Annotated in this window: 15 protein-coding genes and 1 riboswitch; of the genes, 12 read left to right on the forward strand and 3 right to left on the reverse strand. The window is 63.5% G+C overall.

Annotated elements, in window-relative coordinates; genetic code table 11:
* Positions 1–438 precede the first annotated feature (438 nt).
* From lspA to INF37_RS00745, 4 genes are all read left to right on the forward strand, one after another.
* On the forward strand, positions 439–930 hold the full coding sequence (lspA, locus tag INF37_RS00730) for a signal peptidase II (RefSeq protein ID WP_193535791.1): 492 nt from the start codon (positions 439–441) through the stop codon (positions 928–930).
* Complete coding sequence (locus tag INF37_RS00735) at positions 905–1,825, forward strand: RluA family pseudouridine synthase (RefSeq protein ID WP_193535793.1); 921 nt, start codon at positions 905–907, stop codon at positions 1,823–1,825. The genes lspA and INF37_RS00735 overlap by 26 nt, the downstream gene beginning before the upstream one ends.
* A 47-nt stretch (positions 1,826–1,872) precedes the next feature.
* Positions 1,873–1,987, forward strand: a riboswitch (TPP riboswitch).
* Positions 1,988–2,065: 78 nt separating this feature from the next.
* Positions 2,066–2,647 (forward strand): energy-coupled thiamine transporter ThiT, encoded by a 582-nt coding sequence (locus tag INF37_RS00740; RefSeq protein ID WP_235964107.1) that lies wholly within the window; start codon positions 2,066–2,068, stop codon positions 2,645–2,647.
* Positions 2,648–2,668: 21 nt separating this feature from the next.
* Positions 2,669–3,490 (forward strand): HAD-IIB family hydrolase, encoded by an 822-nt coding sequence (locus INF37_RS00745; protein WP_193535795.1) that lies wholly within the window; start codon positions 2,669–2,671, stop codon positions 3,488–3,490.
* A 59-nt stretch (positions 3,491–3,549) separates the two neighbouring features.
* Here INF37_RS00745 and INF37_RS00750 read toward each other — a convergent pair whose 3' ends face one another.
* Together INF37_RS00750 and INF37_RS00755 are read right to left on the reverse strand one after the other, a co-directional pair.
* Positions 3,550–3,918, reverse strand: a complete 369-nt coding sequence (locus INF37_RS00750) for a branched-chain amino acid transporter permease (RefSeq protein ID WP_193535798.1) — start codon at positions 3,916–3,918, stop codon at positions 3,550–3,552.
* Positions 3,912–4,628, reverse strand: a complete 717-nt coding sequence (locus tag INF37_RS00755; RefSeq protein WP_186963160.1) for an AzlC family ABC transporter permease — start codon at positions 4,626–4,628, stop codon at positions 3,912–3,914. Before INF37_RS00755 ends, INF37_RS00750 begins: the two co-directional genes overlap by 7 nt.
* Before the next feature lie 431 nt (positions 4,629–5,059).
* On the opposite strand from INF37_RS00755, the gene INF37_RS00760 reads away from it, so the two are divergent.
* The 7 genes from INF37_RS00760 (at position 5,060) to INF37_RS00790 (ending at position 14,737) form a co-directional block, all read left to right on the forward strand.
* Complete coding sequence (locus tag INF37_RS00760; RefSeq protein ID WP_207724886.1) at positions 5,060–5,959, forward strand: diacylglycerol/lipid kinase family protein; 900 nt, start codon at positions 5,060–5,062, stop codon at positions 5,957–5,959.
* A 48-nt stretch (positions 5,960–6,007) separates the two neighbouring features.
* Positions 6,008–7,870, forward strand: a complete 1,863-nt coding sequence (gene mnmG, locus INF37_RS00765; protein WP_193535800.1) for a tRNA uridine-5-carboxymethylaminomethyl(34) synthesis enzyme MnmG — start codon at positions 6,008–6,010, stop codon at positions 7,868–7,870.
* A 24-nt stretch (positions 7,871–7,894) separates the two neighbouring features.
* Entirely contained in the window at positions 7,895–8,581 is a 687-nt protein-coding gene (locus tag INF37_RS00770) for an MBL fold metallo-hydrolase (RefSeq protein ID WP_186963158.1), read from the forward strand.
* A gap of 27 nt (positions 8,582–8,608) precedes the next feature.
* Positions 8,609–9,622 (forward strand): tRNA 2-thiouridine(34) synthase MnmA, encoded by a 1,014-nt coding sequence (gene mnmA, locus INF37_RS00775; RefSeq protein WP_193535802.1) that lies wholly within the window; start codon positions 8,609–8,611, stop codon positions 9,620–9,622.
* Between the two features lie 71 nt (positions 9,623–9,693).
* Positions 9,694–10,866: a tRNA uracil 4-sulfurtransferase ThiI gene (thiI, locus tag INF37_RS00780; RefSeq protein ID WP_101692429.1), complete on the forward strand. Its 1,173-nt coding sequence runs from the start codon at positions 9,694–9,696 to the stop codon at positions 10,864–10,866.
* 222 nt (positions 10,867–11,088) lie between these two features.
* Complete coding sequence (locus tag INF37_RS00785; RefSeq protein WP_193535804.1) at positions 11,089–13,410, forward strand: hypothetical protein; 2,322 nt, start codon at positions 11,089–11,091, stop codon at positions 13,408–13,410.
* Between the two features lie 88 nt (positions 13,411–13,498).
* Positions 13,499–14,737, forward strand: a complete 1,239-nt coding sequence (locus tag INF37_RS00790) for a competence/damage-inducible protein A (RefSeq protein ID WP_193535806.1) — start codon at positions 13,499–13,501, stop codon at positions 14,735–14,737.
* 57 nt (positions 14,738–14,794) lie between these two features.
* On the opposite strand, the gene INF37_RS00795 is transcribed toward INF37_RS00790, so the two are convergent.
* Positions 14,795–16,315 carry a YifB family Mg chelatase-like AAA ATPase gene (locus tag INF37_RS00795; RefSeq protein ID WP_186963156.1) on the reverse strand — a complete coding sequence of 507 codons (1,521 nt, stop codon included), beginning with the start codon at positions 16,313–16,315 and terminating at the stop codon, positions 14,795–14,797.
* A 338-nt stretch (positions 16,316–16,653) separates the two neighbouring features.
* Here INF37_RS00795 and nifJ point away from each other — a divergent pair, with 338 nt between their 5' ends.
* On the forward strand, positions 16,654–20,190 hold the full coding sequence (gene nifJ, locus INF37_RS00800; RefSeq protein WP_193535808.1) for a pyruvate:ferredoxin (flavodoxin) oxidoreductase: 3,537 nt from the start codon (positions 16,654–16,656) through the stop codon (positions 20,188–20,190).
* Positions 20,191–20,363: the final 173 nt, after the last annotated feature.

Raw genomic sequence — 20,363 nt, forward strand, 5'->3', positions numbered from 1 at the left:
AGTCTCAGCAATTGCAAAAGTCCGTTGAGCCAAAGGCAATGGCTTTCCGCCTATGAGGTACCTAGTGAGCCTGGTAGTAAACTGGGTGCTCTCTCCCGACGAGGGTCGAAGTTGAGCGCTATCTAAAGTGCCAGACCAAAACCTCTCGTCAGCGGCGAAAGGCTCTCACGGATATGGGCATGCACCTCTGCTGACGCTGGTCCCTCTTTTCCGCCGGGGATGCACTGAGGGGGAGGTCCGGAGGGGGAATCACCCTTGTTCCCCCTCCGGCGTTTTCTTTCCCCCCTCTTTCTTTTCGAAAAGAAAGAGGGGTTCCCGCCGAATAGGCGCGCTCCCCTCGCCGGGGAGGCGATCCCCGCCGGGCAGGCGTACTCCAGTTGCCACACCGCCGGAACCGTGATAAAATAAAACGATTCTAACTTCCAAAGGAGCCTTTTCATGCTGTATGCAGTGCTTGTTGCGGCCCTGGTGGCCATCGACCAGGTGGTCAAATACTTGGTGCGGGCCAACATCCCGCTGGGGGAGTCCATCCCCTTCCTGCCCCATGTGATGGATCTGACCTATGTGCAGAACACCGGGGCGGCCTTTTCCATGTTCTCCGAGCACACCTGGATGCTCACCCTGCTCTCGCTGGTCGTGTCGGTCCTGCTGGTCCTGGTGCTGGTCAAGGGCTGGGTCACCCGGACCCGGCTGGGCCGCCTGTGCGTGGCAGTGGTGCTGGCCGGGGCGGTGGGCAACCTCATCGACCGGGCCCTCTTCAACTTTGTCACCGATATGTTTGAGACCACCTTTATGAATTTCGCGGTCTTTAACGTGGCCGACATCTGCGTGGTGCTGGGGGGCATCGGCTTCTGCGCTTACTATCTCTTCCTCTATGAGAAGCTGGAGGAAAAGGAGAGCGGCCATGACGACGCTGGAACTGCGGGCTGACCGGACCGGAGAGCGGGCCGACAGCTTCCTGGCCCGGACGGTGGAGGGCCTCACCCGTTCCGCTGCCCAGCGGCTGCTGGAGGAGGGGGCGGTGCGGAAAAACGGCGCTCCCGTGAAAAAGAACGAGAAGCTCACCGAAGGGGATACGCTGATCCTCTCCCTCCCGGAGCCTGAGCCGGTGGACATTCTGCCCCAGGACATTCCGTTGGACGTGGTGTATGAGGACGACGACGTCATCGTGGTCAACAAGCCCGTTGGCATGGTGGTCCACCCGGCCGCCGGCCACCCGGACGGCACGCTGGTCAATGCCCTCCTCCACCACTGCGGCGACAGCCTCTCGGGCATCAACGGGGAGCTGCGGCCCGGCATCGTGCACCGGATCGACCGGGACACCTCCGGCCTGCTCATCGCCGCCAAGAACGACTTTGCCCATCTGGGGCTGGCCGAACAGCTCCAGGACCACTCCCTCTACCGGGAGTATGAGGCCATCTGCGTGGGCAACCTCCGGGAGGACCAGGGCACAGTGAATGCACCCATCGCCCGGCACCGCACCGACCGCAAGCGCATGGCGGTGGACCCGGAGGGGCGGGAGGCCGTCACCCACTGGACCGTGCTGGAGCGGCTGAGCGGATACGCCTACATCCAGTGCCGTCTGGAGACCGGGCGCACCCACCAGATCCGGGTGCATATGGCCTCCATCGGCCACCCCCTGCTGGGGGACGTGGTGTACGGGAGCAAGCGTCCCTACCCCGGCCTGGCGGGCCAGTGTCTCCACGCCCGGCGGCTCTCCTTCGTCCACCCCCGCACCGGGGAGCGCATCACGGTGGAGTGCCCCCTGCCCGACTGGTTCCAGGCCGTGCTGGCCAAGCTGCGCCGGATGAGTGCCGCGCCTTGACAAGGGAAACGGGGCCGGTATAGAATAGGGTATAACCACAGAACAACTCCAAATCCCAGGGGTGTCGGGCGCAAGTCCGGCTGAGATCCGCGCGTAGCGCCGCGCGGGGACCCTTGACCTGATCCGGATCATGCCGGCGTAGGAAGTTGGATTCATACGGGGAAGGACCATGTCGTTTCACTCGTACCGCACTGCGCCCAGGGGCTGCGCTGCGGTACATCTTTTTAGGAGGAAAACGATATGAACCTGACCATGGAAGCCAGGCCCCGGGCCAGCCGGACCCGGGTGCGCATGCTGTGTGAGGGGGCCCTTTTGGTGGCGGCCGCCCAGATCCTCAGCTATGTAAAATTTCTGGAGCTGCCTAACGGCGGCTCCCTGACCCCGGCCATGTTCCCGGTGCTGCTCTTCGCGGTGCGCTGGGGGTGGAAGGACGGGCTGCTGGGTGGCCTTGTGCTGGGCATCCTGCAATTTATGTTTGACGGCGGCTTCGCTCTGGGGTGGCAGTCCATCCTGGGGGACTATCTGCTGGCCTTCACGGCGCTGGGGCTGGCCGGTGTGTTCCGGGGCCGCCGCTGGGGCATCTTTGCCGGGACCGTGCTGGGCTGCGCCGGGCGGTTCCTGGTGCACTATGTGGTGGGTGCCACCATCTGGGCCGAGTACATGCCGGAGGAGTTTCTGAGCATGACCATGACCAGCCCCTGGCTCTACTCCCTGCTCTACAACGGGGTGTATATGCTGCCCAACATGGTGCTGGCGCTGGTCATCGGGGCGCTGCTCTACCGGCCCATGGGGCGGTATCTGACCGGCGCGGACATCGAATAAGAAGGAAGGTAGGGTGATCCCTTGGGCAAGTTTGACGGCGTACTGCTGGTAAGTGATTTTGACGACACCCTCTACGGGACGGATCTGACCGTGTCCCGGGAGAATGTGGAGGCCATCGCCTACTTTACGGCGGAGGGCGGACGTTTTACGGTGGCCACGGGCCGGGCCCGGCCTGCCTTTGCCCCCTGCGCTTCCCTGGCCCCCATCAATGCGCCGGTCATCCTGTCCAACGGCTCGGCCCTGTACGATTTCGACCGGGGAGAGATGGTCTGTGAGACCTTCCTGCCCGAGCGGGTCCTGGGGGACCTGATGGAGCTGACCTTCGTGGTCCCCGAGATCGGGCTGGAGGCCTACCACGGGGACGACATCTATCTCCACAATCCCAACATCATCACCCGCAACCATCTGGCGCGGGTGGGCGCGCCCGGAGAGGAGAAGGCCATCCGGGACATCCCCGGCCCCCTCTCCAAGGTCCTGCTGGAGCACGACCGCCGCAGCGTGCTGGAGCGGGCCCGGGAGTACATCCTCTCTCGCTGGGGGGAGCACTATGAGGCCATCTTCTCCAACCAGGTGCTGCTGGAGCTCACCGCCAAGGGGAGCAACAAGGGCGGCATGGTGGAGGAACTGGCCCGCCGCCTGGGGATCGGAGCGGAGCACATCTACTGCGTGGGAGACAATGAGAACGACATCCCCATGCTGGCGCGCTCGGCCATCCCCTTTGCCCCGTCCAACTGCGCCCCCGTGGTGCGGGAGTGGGGAGCCCGCCTGGTCTCCTCCTGCGACGAGAGCTGTGTGGCCGAGATCATCGGCATCCTGGACGGGCGCTATCCGGCCCGGCCGTGAAAAGCGCGAAAAAACTGCCCTCCGGCGCGCAATCCTGCGCCGGAGGGCAGCTTTGCCTCTCAGGGAAAGACCGCCTGGATCAGTACCATGTAGAGCACCGTCCCCCCGAAGATGGAGAGGAGCGTGTTGCGCTTCCACAGGTGGAGGAGGGCCACCACCAGTACCGACAGGAAGGCGGGGAGCCACTCCCCCGCGGCCTGGAGGGAGAGCAGATGGGGAAAGCCGTCCCGCAGGGCCAGAAGCGGGCCCTTGAGACAGTAGATGATGAGCATGGCGATGATGGCGGGGGGCAGCACCCGGCCCAGATAGAGCACCAGCTTGGGCGGATGGTCTCCCCGGTCAAAGAGGAGAAAGGGCAGGGCCCGGGTCAAAAAGGTGACCACCGCCATCACGGCGATGGCGGCCACGGCCTGTATAGGGGTCAACATGTGGTTTCCTCCTCTCCGGCGGCGGTGCCGCGCTCATCCAGACGCTGGCGCAGCAGGAGCAGCACCAGCACGATCACGCCCAGGGCGGGCAGAAGCATATTCTCCGCCCCCACCAGGAAGAGACTCAGCAGGGTCACCCCGGCCCCCAGCAGGGCGGGGAGATGGCGCTTGTAGGCGCTCCACTGGTCCACGGCGATGACCACAAAGAGGGCGGTCATGGCAAAGTCGATGCCGGTGGTGTCGATGGGCAAAAGGGCCCCCGCCACCGCGCCGATGACCGAGCCTAAAATCCAGTAGGACTGATCCAGCAGGGCGATGGAAAAATAGAAATTCCTGGGGTCCACGCCCACGGGGGGCTGCACCGAGCTGAGCAGCGCATAGGTCTCATCCGTGAGGGAAAAGATCATGTAGAACTTGCGCAGACCCATGCCCCGGAATTTTTCCAGCATGGAGAGCCCGTAGACCAGGTGGCGGAAATTGATGAGCAGGGTCATCACGGCCACGGTGCTCAGAGCGGCGGCCGAGGAGAGCAGGCTCACCCCCAGATACTGCCCGGAACCGGCGTAAATGGTCAGACTCATGAAAAAGGCCCAGATGAAATTGTATCCGATGGCCTGGAGCATGAAGCCAAAGGCCATGCCGATGGCCAGATACCCCATCAGGACGGGGACCGTCACCGGGAAGGCGGCGGCCAGGGATTTGCGGTCCATGTGAAATCACTTCCAACTCTATGGTATCTGATACAGCATTGTACTAAAGTGGAGAGAAAAAAGCAAGTCCCGGGCCTGAGGTTGTTTTTTTGGCGGATTCTTGTATAATAATGTCTACTGAATAAACCGCCATGTGGTTTATTCGCGCGGCATTGCCGCGCAATGGATGTGAAAGCGGCTGAGATCAGCCGTTTTCACATCCATTGAGACATTGCTGCAATGAGTATACTCACACACGTGCCACGGCACCTGTGTGAGTGGTGCAAGGATTTTGGCCGCAAACGGCCCAAAATTCTTGCACTTGAACAAAGCTATTATACCTTGAAAGCCTTGGCTTTCAAGGTATACAGCTTTGTTCAGTACACATTATAATAATGTCTGCTGTAAGAAGGTGCGCCCCACCCTGCGGTCGGGGGCGCAGGAAAGGAAGGATGTCTGCTGTGAAACGTCTGCTGTTTATCTATAATCCCCATGCAGGCAAGGGGCGGAGCAAGAGCCATATTTCCGATGTTGTGGACTGCTTTACCAGGCAGGGCTGGCTGGTGACCATCCACCCCACCCAGGGCAAGGCGGACGCCGCAGCGGTGGCCGCCGATCTGGGGGGCAGCTTTGACCGGGTGGTGTGCTGCGGGGGAGACGGGACCCTCCACGAGACCATCACCGGGCTCATGGGCCTCACCAACCGCCCGCCGGTGGGCTATATCCCCGCCGGGACCACCAACGATTTTTCCCGAAACCTCCACCTGCCCCGTAGCTTGGCGGGCCGGATGGAGACCGCCGGGGCAGGTGTGCCCCGGCCGGTGGACATAGGCCGCTTCAACGGGGAGTACTTTATCTATGTGGCGGCCTTCGGGGCCTTTACCGATGTGGCCTACGATACGCCCCAGCCCTTTAAAAACGCATTCGGTCATCTGGCTTATGTGCTGGAGGGAGCGGCGCGGCTGCCCTCCCTTCAGTCCTACCGCCTGCGGGTGGAGCACGACGGGGGCACCGAGGAGGGGGACTTCCTCTTCGGCATGGTGAGTAACACCGTGTCGGTAGGGGGCTTCAAGGGGGCCAACACCGAGCGGGTGGAACTGGACGACGGGCAGTTTGAGGTGGTCCTGATCCGTCAGCCCCAAAACGCCGCCCAGCTCCAGAGCATCGTGATGGGGCTGATGCAGGCCAAGCCCGAGCCGGGCGGGGCGGTGGTGGCCTTCCAGACCACACGCCTGCGGGTGACCTGTGCCGGCGAGCTGCCCTGGACCCTGGACGGGGAGTATGGCGGGGCGCCCCGGGTGGCCGAAATTGAGAATCTTCCCCGGGCGGTGGAGATCGTCTATGGAAAATAGCGCGGCCCCCTTCCCGCCCGCGCAAAGAACCGACTGTTAGGAGCGAGTATGGACTATCACGCTGGAGAATATGATATCGCCGTTATCGGCGCCGGCCACGCCGGGATCGAGGCGGCCCTGGCCGCCGCCCGTCTGGGTCTGCGCACCCTGTGCTTCACCGTCAATCTGGACGCGGTGGGCAATATGCCCTGTAATCCCGCCATCGGCGGCACGGGAAAGGGCCACTTGGTCCGGGAGCTGGACGCCCTGGGAGGCGAGATGGCCCGGGCGGCCGACGCGGCCTGCATCCAATACCGGGTGCTCAACAAGGGAAAGGGACCGGCGGTCTGGTCCCTGCGGGCCCAGGCCGACCGGCGGGAATACCAGAAGGTCATGAAGCGCACCCTGGAGGGACAGGAGAACCTCTGGCTCAAGCAGGCTGAGGTCACCGACGTCCTCACGGAGGACGGAGCGGTCCGGGCCGTGCGCACCGCCTCCGGCGGGATCTATACCGTGCGCGCGGTGGTCATCGCCACAGGTACCCATTTGGGCGGGCGCACCATCGTGGGGGAGCTGGCCCGGGACTCCGGCCCTGACGGGCTGGCCGCCGCCCTCCCCCTCACCCGAAGCCTGGAGAAGCTGGGGCTGAGCCTGCGCCGCTTCAAGACGGGCACGCCCCCCCGGGTCCACGCCCGGAGTGTGGATTTCTCCCGGATGGAGCGCCAGGAGGGAGACCGGACTCCCGTCCCCTTCTCCTTTGAGACCGAGCAGCCGCCGGAAAACCGGGCGGTGTGCTGGCTCACCTATACCAACGAGGAAACCCATGCGGTCATCCGGGCCAATCTGGACCGCTCCCCCCTCTACTCCGGGATGATCGAGGGAGTGGGACCCCGCTACTGCCCCTCCATTGAGGACAAAGTGGTCCGCTTTGCCGATAAGGAGCGCCACCAGCTCTTCATCGAACCCATGGGCCTGGACACCGAAGAGCTCTATATCCAGGGCCTCTCCTCCTCCCTGCCCGAGGACGTGCAGATGGCCATGCTGCGCACCATCCCGGGGCTGGAGCACGCCGAGATGACCCGGACGGCCTACGCCATCGAATACGACTGTGTGGACCCCACCCAGCTCCTCCCCACCCTGGAGAGCAAGGTGGTCCAGGGACTCTACGGAGCGGGACAGTTCAACGGTTCCTCCGGCTATGAGGAAGCGGCGGTGCAGGGCTTTGTGGCGGGGGTGAACGCCGCGCTGAAGCTGCTGGGCCGTACCCCCATGGTGATCGGCCGGGACCAGGGGTACATCGGGGTCCTGATCGACGATCTGGTGACCAAGGGTACCCAGGAGCCCTACCGCATGATGACCTCCCGCACGGAGTACCGTCTCCTCCACCGCCAGGACAACGCGGACCAGCGCCTGTGTCCCGTGGGACACGCGGTGGGGCTGGTGAGTGAGGAGCGCTACCGCCGGGTGCTGGAGAAATACGCCGCCGTGGAGAAGGAGCGCAAGCGCCTGGAGCACACCGGAGCCGCCCCATCTCCCGCCCTGGACGCCATGCTGGCCGGGCATGGGGAGCCTCCCGCCCCCAACGGAGCGCGGCTGGCCGACCTGCTCCGGCGGCCCCGGATCGGGTACGGGGATCTCGCCCCCTTTGACCCGGATCGCCCGTCTCTGCCCGAGGCCACGGCTGAGGCGGTGGAGATCGCGGTCAAATACCAGGGATACATCGACAAACAACTCCGGCAGGTGGAGGAGATGCGCAAGCTGGAGGGCCGCCCCCTCCCCCCGGATCTGGACTATGAACATATGGAAGGGCTGCGGCTGGAAGCACGACAGAAGCTCCAGCGGATCCGGCCCCTGAATCTGGGCCAGGCCAGCCGCATCTCCGGCGTGAGCCCCGCCGATCTGGCGGTGCTTCTGGTGGCGCTAGAGCGGTGAGGACCGCAGAAAGGAAGGAATGCCATGCGTCCCTTGTCATTGGGCCCCGCCGGGGCCGGCTGTTACCTCTTCCCCACCCTGGCGGGGTATCTGCTGGTGGATACCGGCTGTGAGCGAACTGCGGAGGAGCTGCTGCGGCAGCTCAGCCGGCGGATCGGCCTGAGCGAGCTGCAATGGATCTTCCTCACCCACGCCCATGCCGACCACGCGGGGGGACTGGAGGGGCTCCTCAAGGGCACCCGGGCCCGGGTGCTCCTCCACCCGCTGGGACTGGAGCGGCTGAGAAGCGGAAAAGACCCGGGGCTGGGCCGCGCGCCCGGCCGCTGGGAGAACCTGGTGGGCGGCCTGACCCACCTGCTGGGCCGGGAGACGGCCGCCTTCCCGCCCCTTTCCCGGGGAATGGAAAACCGCTGCATCCCGCTGGAGGGGATGCGCCGGCGGGAGCTAGAGTCCAGCCTGGGGGTCCGCTTTCTGGACACACCCGGACACACGGCCGACTCCATGTCCCTCCTCACCGAGGACGGGACCCTCTTCTGCGGGGATGCGGCCATGTCCGGTCCCCTGATCCGGCGGCACCGCCCGGTGTCGGTGGAGTCCCTGGAGGACTGCCGGGAGAGCTGGAAGGTCCTGCGGCAGTCCGGTGGACGGATGCTCTACCCCGGGCACGGAAAGCCCTTCCCGCTCCGGCGGCTGGAGCTCGATCAAATCTGATAGGAAAAAACAGAAATGGAGTGACCCATGAGAGAAAAGCTGGTACTGGGCCTGTCGGGCGGAGTGGACTCCGCCGTGGCGGCCCGTCTTCTGCGGGAGAAGTACGACGTGACCTGTCTGTGGCTGGACATCGGCCTGGGGGGCGGCGAGGACGCTGCCGCCGTGGCAAAGGAGCTGGGCCTGCCCTTTGAGACGGCTGACATCCGGGACGCCCTGGAGGAGCGGGTCTGCACCCCCTTTGCCCAGACCTATCTGGCGGGCAAGACCCCCCTGCCCTGCGCCCTGTGCAACCCCACGGTGAAATTTCCCGCCCTGCTGGCCCTGGCCGACCGTTTGGGCGCGCCCTATGTGGCCACGGGCCACTATGCCCGCCGGGGCACAGGGGCGGACGGAAGGGCCCTGCTGCGGAAGGGACGGCCCGCCAACGATCAGTCCTATATGCTCTCCCGCCTGCCCCAGGACATCCTGCGCCGGGTGGTCTTTCCCCTGGGGGAGTATGAGAAGCGGGAGGTCCGCGCCCTGGCTGGGGAGGCCGCCCTGGCCGTGGCGGAGAAGCCCGACTCCATGGAGATCTGCTTCATCCCGGACGGAGACTATGCCGCCTGGCTGGACCGCCGGGGAAACACGCCGCCCCCCGGCGACTTTGTGGACCGGGAGGGCTGCGTCCTGGGCCGGCACAAGGGCATCCACCACTATACCCTGGGTCAGCGGCGGGGCCTGGGGGTGTCGGGTCCCCACCGGTATTTTGTCTCGGCCATCCGGCCGGAGACCAATGAAGTGGTGCTCTCCGACGGAACCGACCTCCACGCGGACCGGACCCGGTGCACCGACCTGAACTGGATCGCCATAGAGGGCCTGGAGGGGGAGCGGGCATGCACCGTGCGCCTGCGCCACTCCAAGGTGGAGACCCCCGCCATCCTCTGTCCCGACGGGGACGCGGTGGAGATCCGCATGCTCACCCCGGCACGGGCCCCCACGCCGGGGCAGCTGGCGGTGTTCTACGACGGGGATATCGTGCTGGGCAGCGGGTGGATCTGCTGACCCATGGAACCCTGCATACCTGCCCGCCCCGGAGCGGGGCGGGAGATTTTGAGATAAAGGAGTTACCATCCATGGATGAAATCATTCTGCTCAAGCTGGGCGAGATCGTGCTCAAGGGCCTCAACCGCCGCAGCTTTGAGGACAAGCTCATCGGAAACGCCCAGCGCCGCCTGCGGCCCTTCGGCAAGTTCCGGGTGTACACCAAGCAGTCCACCCTGTATGTGGAGCCCCAGGAGGATTCCTGCAATCTGGACGGGGCCTATGAGGCCATGAAGCGTCTCTTCGGCGTGGTGGGCCTCTCCCGGGCCCGGGCCTGCGCCAAGGACAAGGACGCCATGCTCAAGACCGCCCAGGAGTACCTGGGGGACCGGCTCTCCGCCGCCCGGACCTTCAAGGTGGAGTCCAAGCGGGCCGACAAGACCTTCCCCATGACCTCCATCCAGCTCTCCCAGTATGTGGGCGGGGAGCTGGACGAGCTCTATCCCAACCTGAAGGTGGACGTGCACCACCCGGAGCTCACCGTCTATCTGGAAGTGCGGGATTACGCCGCCTATGTCCACGCCGACCCCGAGCCCGGTGCGGGCGGTCTGCCTGTGGGCATCAACGGCCGGGCGGTCAGCCTGCTCTCCGGCGGCATCGACTCCCCCGTGGCCTCCTGGATGATCGCCAAGCGGGGCATCGCCCTGGAGATGGTCCACTTCTTCTCCTACCCCTATACCTCTGAGGAGGCCAAGCAGAAGGTGCTCACCCTGGCCAAGCTCCTCACCCCCTGGTGCGGACGGCTCATGGTCCATGTGGTGCCCTTCACCGCCATCCAGGAGGAGCTGCGCCGCAAGTGCCCCGAGGAGCTCTTCACCATCCTCATGCGCCGCTTTATGATGCGCATTGCCGAGAAGGTGGCCGAGCGGACCAAGTCCGGGGCCATCGTCACCGGCGAGTGTCTGGGCCAGGTGGCCAGCCAGACCATGGAGGCCATGAAGGCTACCAGCGCCGTGTGCTCCCTCCCCATCCTGCGCCCGGTGGTGGGCATGGACAAGGAGGAGATCGTCACCATCGCCCGGAAGATCAACACCTTCGAGACCTCCATCCTGCCCTATGAGGACTGCTGCACCGTCTTTACCCCCCGCCATCCCCGCCTGCGCCCCCTGCCCGGGGAGATCGAGGCCGCCGAGGCGGAGCTGGACATCGACGCCATGGTGGCCCAGGCCGTGGAGGGCATCGAGCGCATCAAGATCGACCCGTAAAGTCACAAGTCAAAAGTAACAAATGCTGGAAATGATGAAAATATATTTCCGTATCTGTAAAAAATGAAAATTTCTGTTGGAATAAAGTGACAAATATTGCGCTAAGTCATTGCTTTTTTCCTTTTGAGAGTTATAATGAGTGCCTGGAGCGTGCGGGGATGTGTTGTGGTCCGCACCTCCAGGCATTTATTTATGATGACTGCAAAGGAGAGAGGATTTGACATGAAGCGCACAGACATCCGCAGAGGACTGGCCGCTGTGCTGGCCACCCTCACCCTGGTGCAGGGCACGTCCCTGGCCGCGCTGGCTGCCGAGGCCGATCTGACCAAGGTCACGGAAGCTGCAGAGGAGGCCGTGGCTTTCGCTGCGCCCCAGCTTCAGAGCGGCGAAGCCGTGATTCCCGAGGACGCAAGCCTTGAAGAGGTCGAGCAGATTCTTTTTAACACACTGGTTGCCAACAAAGACCAGGTGGAAGATGAGAGTTTGGAGTGGGAGTATTACTGCACCGGCAAAAACGGTCTCCTGACCAATGACGCCTGGGGCTCTGTGAATGGCTTTACCAGTGAAAAGAAAGTCGTGTTTGTTCCCACTACGTTTACCCACCCGGCCCTGTCCGCGAACGAGGACGGAAACTACCAGGTCCGTCTGGCCGGTACTACCGCTGAGGTCACCCTGCACAAGGTCGCCAAGCTGTCCTCCTCCATTACTTTGAACGAGGGCTGCACCGTAGGCCTGCCCTACAACGAGGATGCCACGGTTGACTTTGAAACCCTGTATCAGAGTATCTTCAACACCGTGGTGGAGTCCACTGACCCTGTGCTGACCCTGAGCGATGTGAAGATCGAGTATTATGCCACCGCCACCACCGGCTCCGTCGGCGAGCAGGGCAAGGACTGGATGCCCCTGGAGGGCGGTAAGGGCACTGTGCTGGGCATTCCTGTGACCTACCCCGCCATCTCTGAGGGCAGTCAGAAGATCCGTGTCTCCTACGCCGGGACCGACACCATCTATGGCACTTCCGCTGAGATTGACGTTACCTTTACCGACCGCGAGCAGGTTCAGTTCAACCTGAACCCCGCTCCCTACGAGGTGGGCTTAGTCTTTGACGCTGAGCAGGGCTATGACTATGACGCCACCGCCGCCGCCATCTATGACGCCGTGGTAGCTTCCATCACCCCTGCCTCCGATGGTCAGGTGTCCGTGGAATACAACGTGGACAAGACCAGCATTACCGACAGCTTCAAGCCCCTGAACGAGACCGATCTTACCGGCCTGATAAAGTTCGGCACCGGCGAGTGGGAGATCAAGATCTCCGTGGGCGATACGAAGGTGTACAAGGGCAACTCCACGATCGTGACAGTGAACATGACCGACAGTCGCCCTGCCAGCATCGTGGCCCTCAAGCCCGGTGTGTCCTTCACCTACAACATGGACGCCTCCGTCATGGAGCAGGCCATCTTCGATAATGCCATTGACTGGGAGAACTCCACCCTCCCCGCCAAGGAGACCCTGAGCGCCGACGATTTTGAAATCACATACTACAGTGAAGCCATTCTTTTTGACGGCGGCATCGACTCCGGTATCAAGAGCTGGGTCCCTCTGGAGGGCAAGAGCTATGACCTGGGCAATGTAAACCTGGGTACTTATCCTCAGATGGGTGCCGGTGAGCAGTCCATTCACGTCAGCTACAAGGGCGACGCCAACTTCCATCCCAGCGAGAATGCCGAGGGCACTGTCACCGTCAACAAGGCCAAGGTGTCCGTGAAGGTCAACTCCGCCAACATCTTTGCCGGGGACGAGCTGCCCGAGAACTTCATCACCACCAGCCCCGCTGACCAGTTCGACCTCTACACCATCTACGCCGGCGTCACCAGCAACGTCACCACCGGCCTCTATCTGGACCTGCCTGAGCGCTACACCGACAACTCTCTGCTCATCCAGACCATCGACAAGGCCCTGGAGGCCATCGGTCAGAAGACTCTGACCCAGATGATGCAGGAGGGCATCACCGTGGGCGAGCTGCGGGAGCTGCTGAGCACCCAGGAGCTGCTGGACCTGCTGGACAAGCTGAACATCGACACCGGCACCTTTGGCCAGATCCTCACCGTCATCAACAAGCTGCCCGGTATCCTGGACAGCGTGCGCATCTCCTTCGGTACCCCCAACCGGGCCGGCCTGTACACTGTGGCCGTGGTCACCGACAACAAGAACTATGAGACCGGCGTGGGCATGGGCTTCCTGCTGGTCAAGATGCGCCTGAGCGGCACCCACCTGACCTGGAATCGGGAGATTCCGAACGGCAAGCTCTCCGCCGCTGATGCCAAGAGCTTTGATTTCAAGGCCACCCTCACCTGTGATGGGGAAGCTGTGGAAGATCAGAGCAGCGTCCACTACCTCTATTCCGGCATGACCAGCAAGTGGCGCATTTACTCTTCCACCACCACGCCTCCCACTGAGCCGGGCCGCTATGTGGTCACCGTCTGCATTCTGGGCGGAAACTACATGGCCGCACCCCTCACCCGCTCCTTCCAGATCACCAAATAATCTCCCTTGACGTACAGGGCCCCCGGTATTACACTCCATACCGGGGGCCCTTTTTGTCCCCATCCAAGCCGTGAGGAGGTCTTTTGCCATGTCACACACCGCCGAATTGATCGCGGTCGGTACAGAGTTGCTGCTCGGCAACATCGCCAATACCGACGCGCAGATGCTTTCCCAGGGGCTCTCCGCCCTGGGCATCAACGTCTACTACCACACCGTGGTGGGGGACAATCCCGGACGGCTCCGCGCCGCCGTGGAGCTGGCCAAAGCCCGGGCCGACCTCATCATCACCACCGGAGGGCTGGGACCCACCTGCGACGACCTGACGAAAAATGTCCTGGCCGAGTGTTTTGGCCGCAAGCTGGTCTACAACGCCGAGGCCGAGGCGCGCTGCCGCTCCTTTTTCCAGAAAATCGGGCGGGAGATGACCGCTAACAACGCCCAGCAGTTCTATGTGCCCGAGGGGGCCGTGGTGTTCCAGAACGACTGGGGTACCGCCCCCGGCTGCGCCTTTGAGGAGGGCGGGGTCCACGTGCTTATGCTGCCCGGCCCGCCCCGGGAGTGTACCGCCATGTTCCGCCACCGGGCGGTTCCCTATCTCCGAAGCCTGTCCGAGGGGGCCATCGTCTCCCGCACCCTCAAGCTCTTTGGGATCGGCGAGTCGGGCATGGAGGAACTCTTGCGGGAGAAGATGAACGCCATGGAGAATCCCACCCTGGCCCCCTATGCCAAGGAGGGGGAGTGCGAGCTGCGCATCACTGCCAAGGCCCCCACCGAGGCCGAGGCCCGGGCTCTCATTGCCCCGGTAGAGGAGGAGCTGCGCGCGCTCTTCGGACACAAGATCTACGGTGCGGACATCTCTTCCCTGGAGGAGGCGGTGTTTGCCCTGCTCCGGGAGCGGGGCTTTACCTTGGGCAGTGCCGAGAGCTGCACCGGGGGCCTGATTGCCAAGCGCATGACCGATCTGCCCGGTTCCTCCGCCGTATTCCGGGGCGGCGTGGTGAGCTACACCAATGCGGTCAAGGAGGGGGTCCTGGGTGTGCCCCATGCCCTGCTGGAGGAGTACGGGGCAGTAAGCGAGCCGGTGGCCCGCGCCATGGCGGAGGGAGCCCGCCGGGTCCTGGGATGCGACATCGCGGTCTCCACCACCGGCGTGGCCGGGCCCGATTCCGATGACCGGGGGAACCCGGTGGGGCTGGTCTATGTGGCCATCGCCACACCGGAGGGGACCCGGGTGCGGGAGCTCCACGCGGGCAGTGGCCGGGAGCGGGTGCGTACCGCTGCCGCCCACAATGCTTTCGACCTGGTCCGCCGCTATCTGACCAAATAAAGAAAAACGCTCTGTATTTTGAGTTTATCAAAATACAGAGCGTTTTTACATGTGGCATCAGCGGCGGAAATAGGGGCTCTCCCGGTACTGCACTGCTTCGGCCAGGTGGTGGGGCTGGATCGCCTCGGTCCCGTCCAGATCGGCGATGGTGCGGGCCACCCGCAGGATGCGGTCATAGCTCCGGGCGGTGAGGCCCAGCCGCTGGAAGGCACCCCGCATGATCTCCTGCCCTGCCTGGTCCAGGGGGCAGAAGCGCTGGATCTCCTGGGGACCCATGTGGGCGTTGCAGTCCGGGCCGTCCGGGCCGAAGCGGGCGCTCTGGCGTGTGCGGGCGGCCTCCACCCGGGCGCGGATGACAGAGGAACTCTCCCCCTGTGCACGGCGGGAGAGTGCGTCAAAGTCCAGGGCCGGGACCTCCACATAGAGATCCACCCGGTCCAAAAGCGGGCCGGAGAGCTTCCCAAGATACTGCTTGACCTCCCCCTCCGAGCAGCGGCACCGGCCGCCGGGCTGACCGTACCAGCCGCATTTGCAGGGGTTCATGGCGCACACCAGCATGAAGCGGCTGGGGAAGATCTCGCTGGCGGCGGCCCGGGCGATCTGCACCCGTCCCTCTTCCAGGGGTTGGCGGAGGGACTCCAGCACGTCCTTGTGAAATTCGGGCAGCTCATCCAGGAAGAGTACCCCGTTGTGAGCCAGAGAGATCTCCCCGGGCCGGGGAATGGGAGAGCCGCCCCCGGCCATGCCGGTGGCCGAGATGCTGTGATGGGGGGAGCGGAAGGGCCGGCGGGTTACCATGGGGGCCTCACGGGAGGTGAGTCCCAGGACGGAGTGGACTTGGGTGGCCTCCAGGGCCTCCCGCTCGCTGAGTCGGGGCAGAATGGAGGGCAGCCGGCGGGCCAGCATGGATTTCCCCGAGCCGGGCGGGCCGATCATGGCCAGGTTGTGCCCTCCGGCCGCGGCGATCTCCAGGGCCCGCTTGGCCTGGTCCTGTCCTTTTACGTCGGCAAAGTCCAGCTCCGCACCTGTGGGATCGCCAGGGACCCAGCGGGGGGCGGGAACAAGGGCCTCCTCTCCCCGCAGATGGCGCACCAGCTGGCCCACGTCTTCCACCGGATAGACGGTGAGACCGCCGGCCAATGTGGCCTCGGCGGCCGAGTCGGCCGGGACATAGAGGTCGGTGATCCCGACACGGCGGGCGGCCAGGGCCATGGGGAGCATGCCGGTCACCGGGCGCAGCGCCCCGGCCAGGGAGAGCTCCCCCACAAAGGCGGCACCTGCCGGCAGGGGCGGAAGCTGTCCTCCGGCCGCCAGAATGCCCACCAGCATGGGCAGGTCGTAGACCGTACCCGCTTTCCGCCGGTCGGCAGGAGCCAGGTTGACCGTGATGCGGGAGACAGGAAAGGAAAACCCACAGTTTTTCGCGGCGGAGCGCACCCGGTTGCGGGCCTCCTTCACCGCCGCATCGGGCAGGCCCACTACATCAAAGGCAGGCAGGCCATTGGAGAGGTCGCACTCAGCCAGGACCTCATATCCATTGAGCCCCTGAAGACCCAGGGAGCGCACATGACAGAACATTTTGACTCCACCTTTTTCCAAAACAGTAACGGTATGAAAGAACCGTGCTTAGCAAATCATAGAAGAAATGTCCCCCGGGGATGGGGGCGGCGTGGAAAAACGCTGTCCACGATTCCCATTTGTTAAAAAGAAAAAACCCGCGTTTATCATATCGTATTTATATGCTTTTTTCAATTGAAACAGTGAGTTTAATTAGCTAATACGGGCATTATAATTTATAATCGTGATTTTTTAATGAAAAGCGTTTTTTCTGCGGGGAGGGCGATTTACAAACAGAATGGTTGGTGATAGAATAAGGACGCTGCTGAAAAGGAAAACACACAAGGAGGAATCGTTTCATGGCTCGTAAGCTGAAAACGATGGACGGCAATACAGCGGCCGCCCATGTATCCTACGCCTTTACCGAGGTTGCGGGTATCTACCCCATCACCCCCTCCAGCCCCATGGCCGACAATGTGGACCAGTGGGCCGCCGCGGGTCGTAAGAATATCTTCGGCACCACCGTCAAGGTGATCGAGATGGAGTCCGAGGCCGGTGCCGCCGGTACCGTTCATGGCTCTCTGGCCGCCGGTGCCCTGACCACCACCTATACGGCTTCCCAGGGTCTGCTGCTGATGATCCCCAACATGTACAAGATCGCCGGCGAGCTGCTGCCCTGTGTGTTCCACGTGTCTGCCCGTACTGTGGCCAGCCACGCGCTGAACATCTTCGGTGACCACTCCGACGTCATGGCCTGCCGCCAGACCGGCTTTGCCATGCTGGCCGAGGGCAATGTGCAGGAGGTCATGGACCTGGCTGCTGTGGCCCATCTGGCTGCCATCAAGTCCCGTGTTCCCTTTATCAACTTCTTCGACGGCTTCCGTACCTCCCACGAGATCCAGAAGGTCGCCATCTGGGATTATGACGATCTCAAAGAGATGGTGGACATGGACGCTGTGGAGGCGTTCCGCAAGCGCGCTCTGAACCCCGAGCACCCTGTCATGCGCGGTTCTCACGAGAACGGCGACGTGTTCTTCCAGCATCGCGAGGCCAGCAACAAGTACTACGACGCCGTTCCCGGCATTGTCGAGGAGTACATGGGCAAGGTCAACGAGAAGCTGGGCACCAACTATCAGCTCTTCAACTACTACGGCGCTGCCGACGCTGACCGCGTCATCATCGCTATGGGCTCCATCTGCGACGTGGCCGAGGAAGTCATCGACTACCTGAACGCCCACGGCGAGAAGGTGGGTCTGGTGAAGGTCCGCCTGTACCGTCCCTTCCGGGCCGACAAGCTGCTGGCCGCCATCCCCGCCACCGCCAAGAAGATCGCCGTTCTGGACCGGACCAAGGAGCCCGGCGCTCAGGGCGAGCCCATGTACCTGGATGTGGTCACCGCTCTGGCCAACGCCGGTATCACCGACAAGACCGTCATCGGCGGCCGTTACGGCCTGGGCTCCAAGGACACTCCCCCCAGCAGCGTGTTCGCTGTCTATGAGGAGCTGGAGAAGGCCGAGCCCAAGCGTCAGTTCACCATCGGCATCGTGGACGATGTGACCAACCTGTCCCTGGCCGAGCACGACTGCCCCAACACCGCTGCTGAGGGCACCATCGAGTGCAAGTTCTGGGGTCTGGGCGGCGACGGTACTGTCGGCGCCAACAAGAACTCCATCAAGATCATCGGCGACCACACCGACAAGTACGTCCAGGCCTACTTCCAGTATGACTCCAAGAAGACCGGCGGCGTGACGGTGTCCCACCTGCGTTTCGGCGACAAGGCCATCCGCAGCCCCTACTATATCAATAAGGCCGACTTCGTGGCCTGCCACAACCCCTCCTATATCATCAAGGGCTATCCCATGGTCCGCGATGTGAAGGACGGCGGTACCTTCCTCATCAACTGCCAGTGGAGCGCTGAGGAGCTGGACAAGCATATGCCCGCCGTGGCCAAGCGCTACATCGCTGCGCATAACGTCCAGGTCTACACCATCGACGCCATCGACCTGGCCGCCAAGATCGGCATGGGCAAGCGTACCAACACCATCCTGCAGTCCGCCTTCTTCGCCCTGGCCAAGGTAATGCCTGAGGCCGAGGCTATCCAGTATATGAAGGACGCTGCCACCCACTCCTACCTGAAGAAGGGCCAGGACGTGGTGGATATGAACCACAAGGCCATCGAGGCCGGCGCCACCGCTTTCAAGAAGTTCGACGTGCCCGCCTCCTGGGCTACTGCCGAGGACTGCGGCTGCACCGCCGAGCTGAGCGGCCGTCCCGCCACCGTGAAGATGGTGAAGGACCTGCTCACCCCCATCAACAAGATGGAGGGCGACTCCCTGCCCGTCTCCGCCTTCGAGGCCCATGTGGACGGCACCTTCGAGCAGGGCGCTTCCGCCTACGAGAAGCGCGGCGTGGCCGTCAATGTTCCCACCTGGGATCAGAACAAGTGTATCCAGTGTAACCAGTGTGCCTATGTCTGCCCCCATGCCACCATCCGTCCCTACGCCCTGACTGAGGAGGAGGCCGCCAAGGCTCCCGCCGCCACCAAGGCTGTGGAGATCAAGGCCGGCAAGGGCAAGGGCACCTACAAGTTCGCTCTGGCTGTCTCTCCCCTGGACTGCATGGGCTGCGGCGTGTGCGCCAAGGTCTGCCCCGTGCAGGCCCTGACCATGGTGCCCCAGGAGCAGGAGGCCGAGCAGCAGAAGGTCTTCGACTACATGGTGGCCGAGGTTGCCTCCAAGGCTGACATGGAGGGCACCTCCAACATCAAGGAGAGCCAGTTCAAGCAGCCCCTGCTGGAGTTCTCCGGCTCCTGCGCTGGCTGTGCCGAGACCGCCTATGCCCGCCTGGTGACCCAGGTCTGCGGCGAGCGGATGTATATCTCCAACGCCACCGGCTGTTCCTCCATCTGGGGCGGCCCCGCTGCGACCTCTCCCTACACCGTCAACAAGTGCGGCCAGGGTCCCGCCTGGGCCAACTCCCTGTTTGAGGACAACGCCGAGCATGGTCTGGGCATGTACCTGGGCCAGAAGGCCATCCGCGAGCGTCTGATCGCCAAGGTCCGCGAGCTGGAGGAGGTCACCACCATCGACACCAAGCGTGCCGCGTGCCACGAGTACCTGGCCACTCTGGAGGATGGCGTGGCCAACCAGGCTGCTACCGCCAAGCTGGTGGAGGAGCTGGAGAAGGATCCCGGCTGCCACTACTGCCAGGAGATCCTGGCCGAGAAGGAGTACCTCTCCAAGAAGGCCGTCTGGATCTTCGGCGGCGACGGTTGGGCTTACGACATCGGCTACGGCGGCCTGGACCACGTCCTGGCTTCCGGCGAGGATGTCAACGTCTTCGTCTTCGACACCGAGGTGTACTCCAACACCGGCGGTCAGGCTTCCAAGGCTTCCAACATCGGCCAGGTGGCTCAGTTTGCCGCTGCCGGTAAGCGTGTGGCCAAGAAGAGCCTGTCTGAGATCGCCATGCAGTACGGCTACGTCTATGTGGCTCAGGTGGCCATGGGCGCCAACCCCGCTCAGACCCTGAAGGCCATCAACGAGGCTGTCAACTACCACGGTCCCTCTCTGATCATCGGCTATGCTCCCTGTGAGATGCACTCCATCAAGGGCGGCATGACCAACTGCCAGAGCGAGATGAAGAAGGCTGTGGAGTGCGGCTACTGGAACCTGTTCCGGTTCAACCCCGCCGCCAAGGCCGAGGGCAAGAACCCCTTCACCCTGGACTCCAAGGCCCCTGCCGGCGGCTATCAGGAGTTCCTGATGAACGAGGCCCGCTACTCCTCCCTGACCCGCTCCTTCCCCGAGGAGGCCAAGGAGCTCTTCGCTCAGAACGAGGAGGCCGCCAAGGCTCGTTACGAGCACCTGGTGCGTCTGACCGAGCTGTACAAGTAAGCAGAACCCAAGAGACCCCCAGACACAATGTGTCTGGGGGTCTTTTCATAGGCGGCCTCCTCCCCCGCCGGCGGCGGGGCGGCACGCCGTACAAGCATTTTGCTGGAGGCAAAATCTTGGCGCAGGGGCAATTTACTTGCCCCGAGCAAGTCAAATTGTTCTCTGGGGGCCCG

Origin of the sequence: Pseudoflavonifractor gallinarum (genome assembly GCF_014982855.1) — a bacterium.
GTDB classification, from domain to species: Bacteria; Bacillota; Clostridia; order Oscillospirales; family Oscillospiraceae; genus Pseudoflavonifractor_A; species Pseudoflavonifractor_A gallinarum.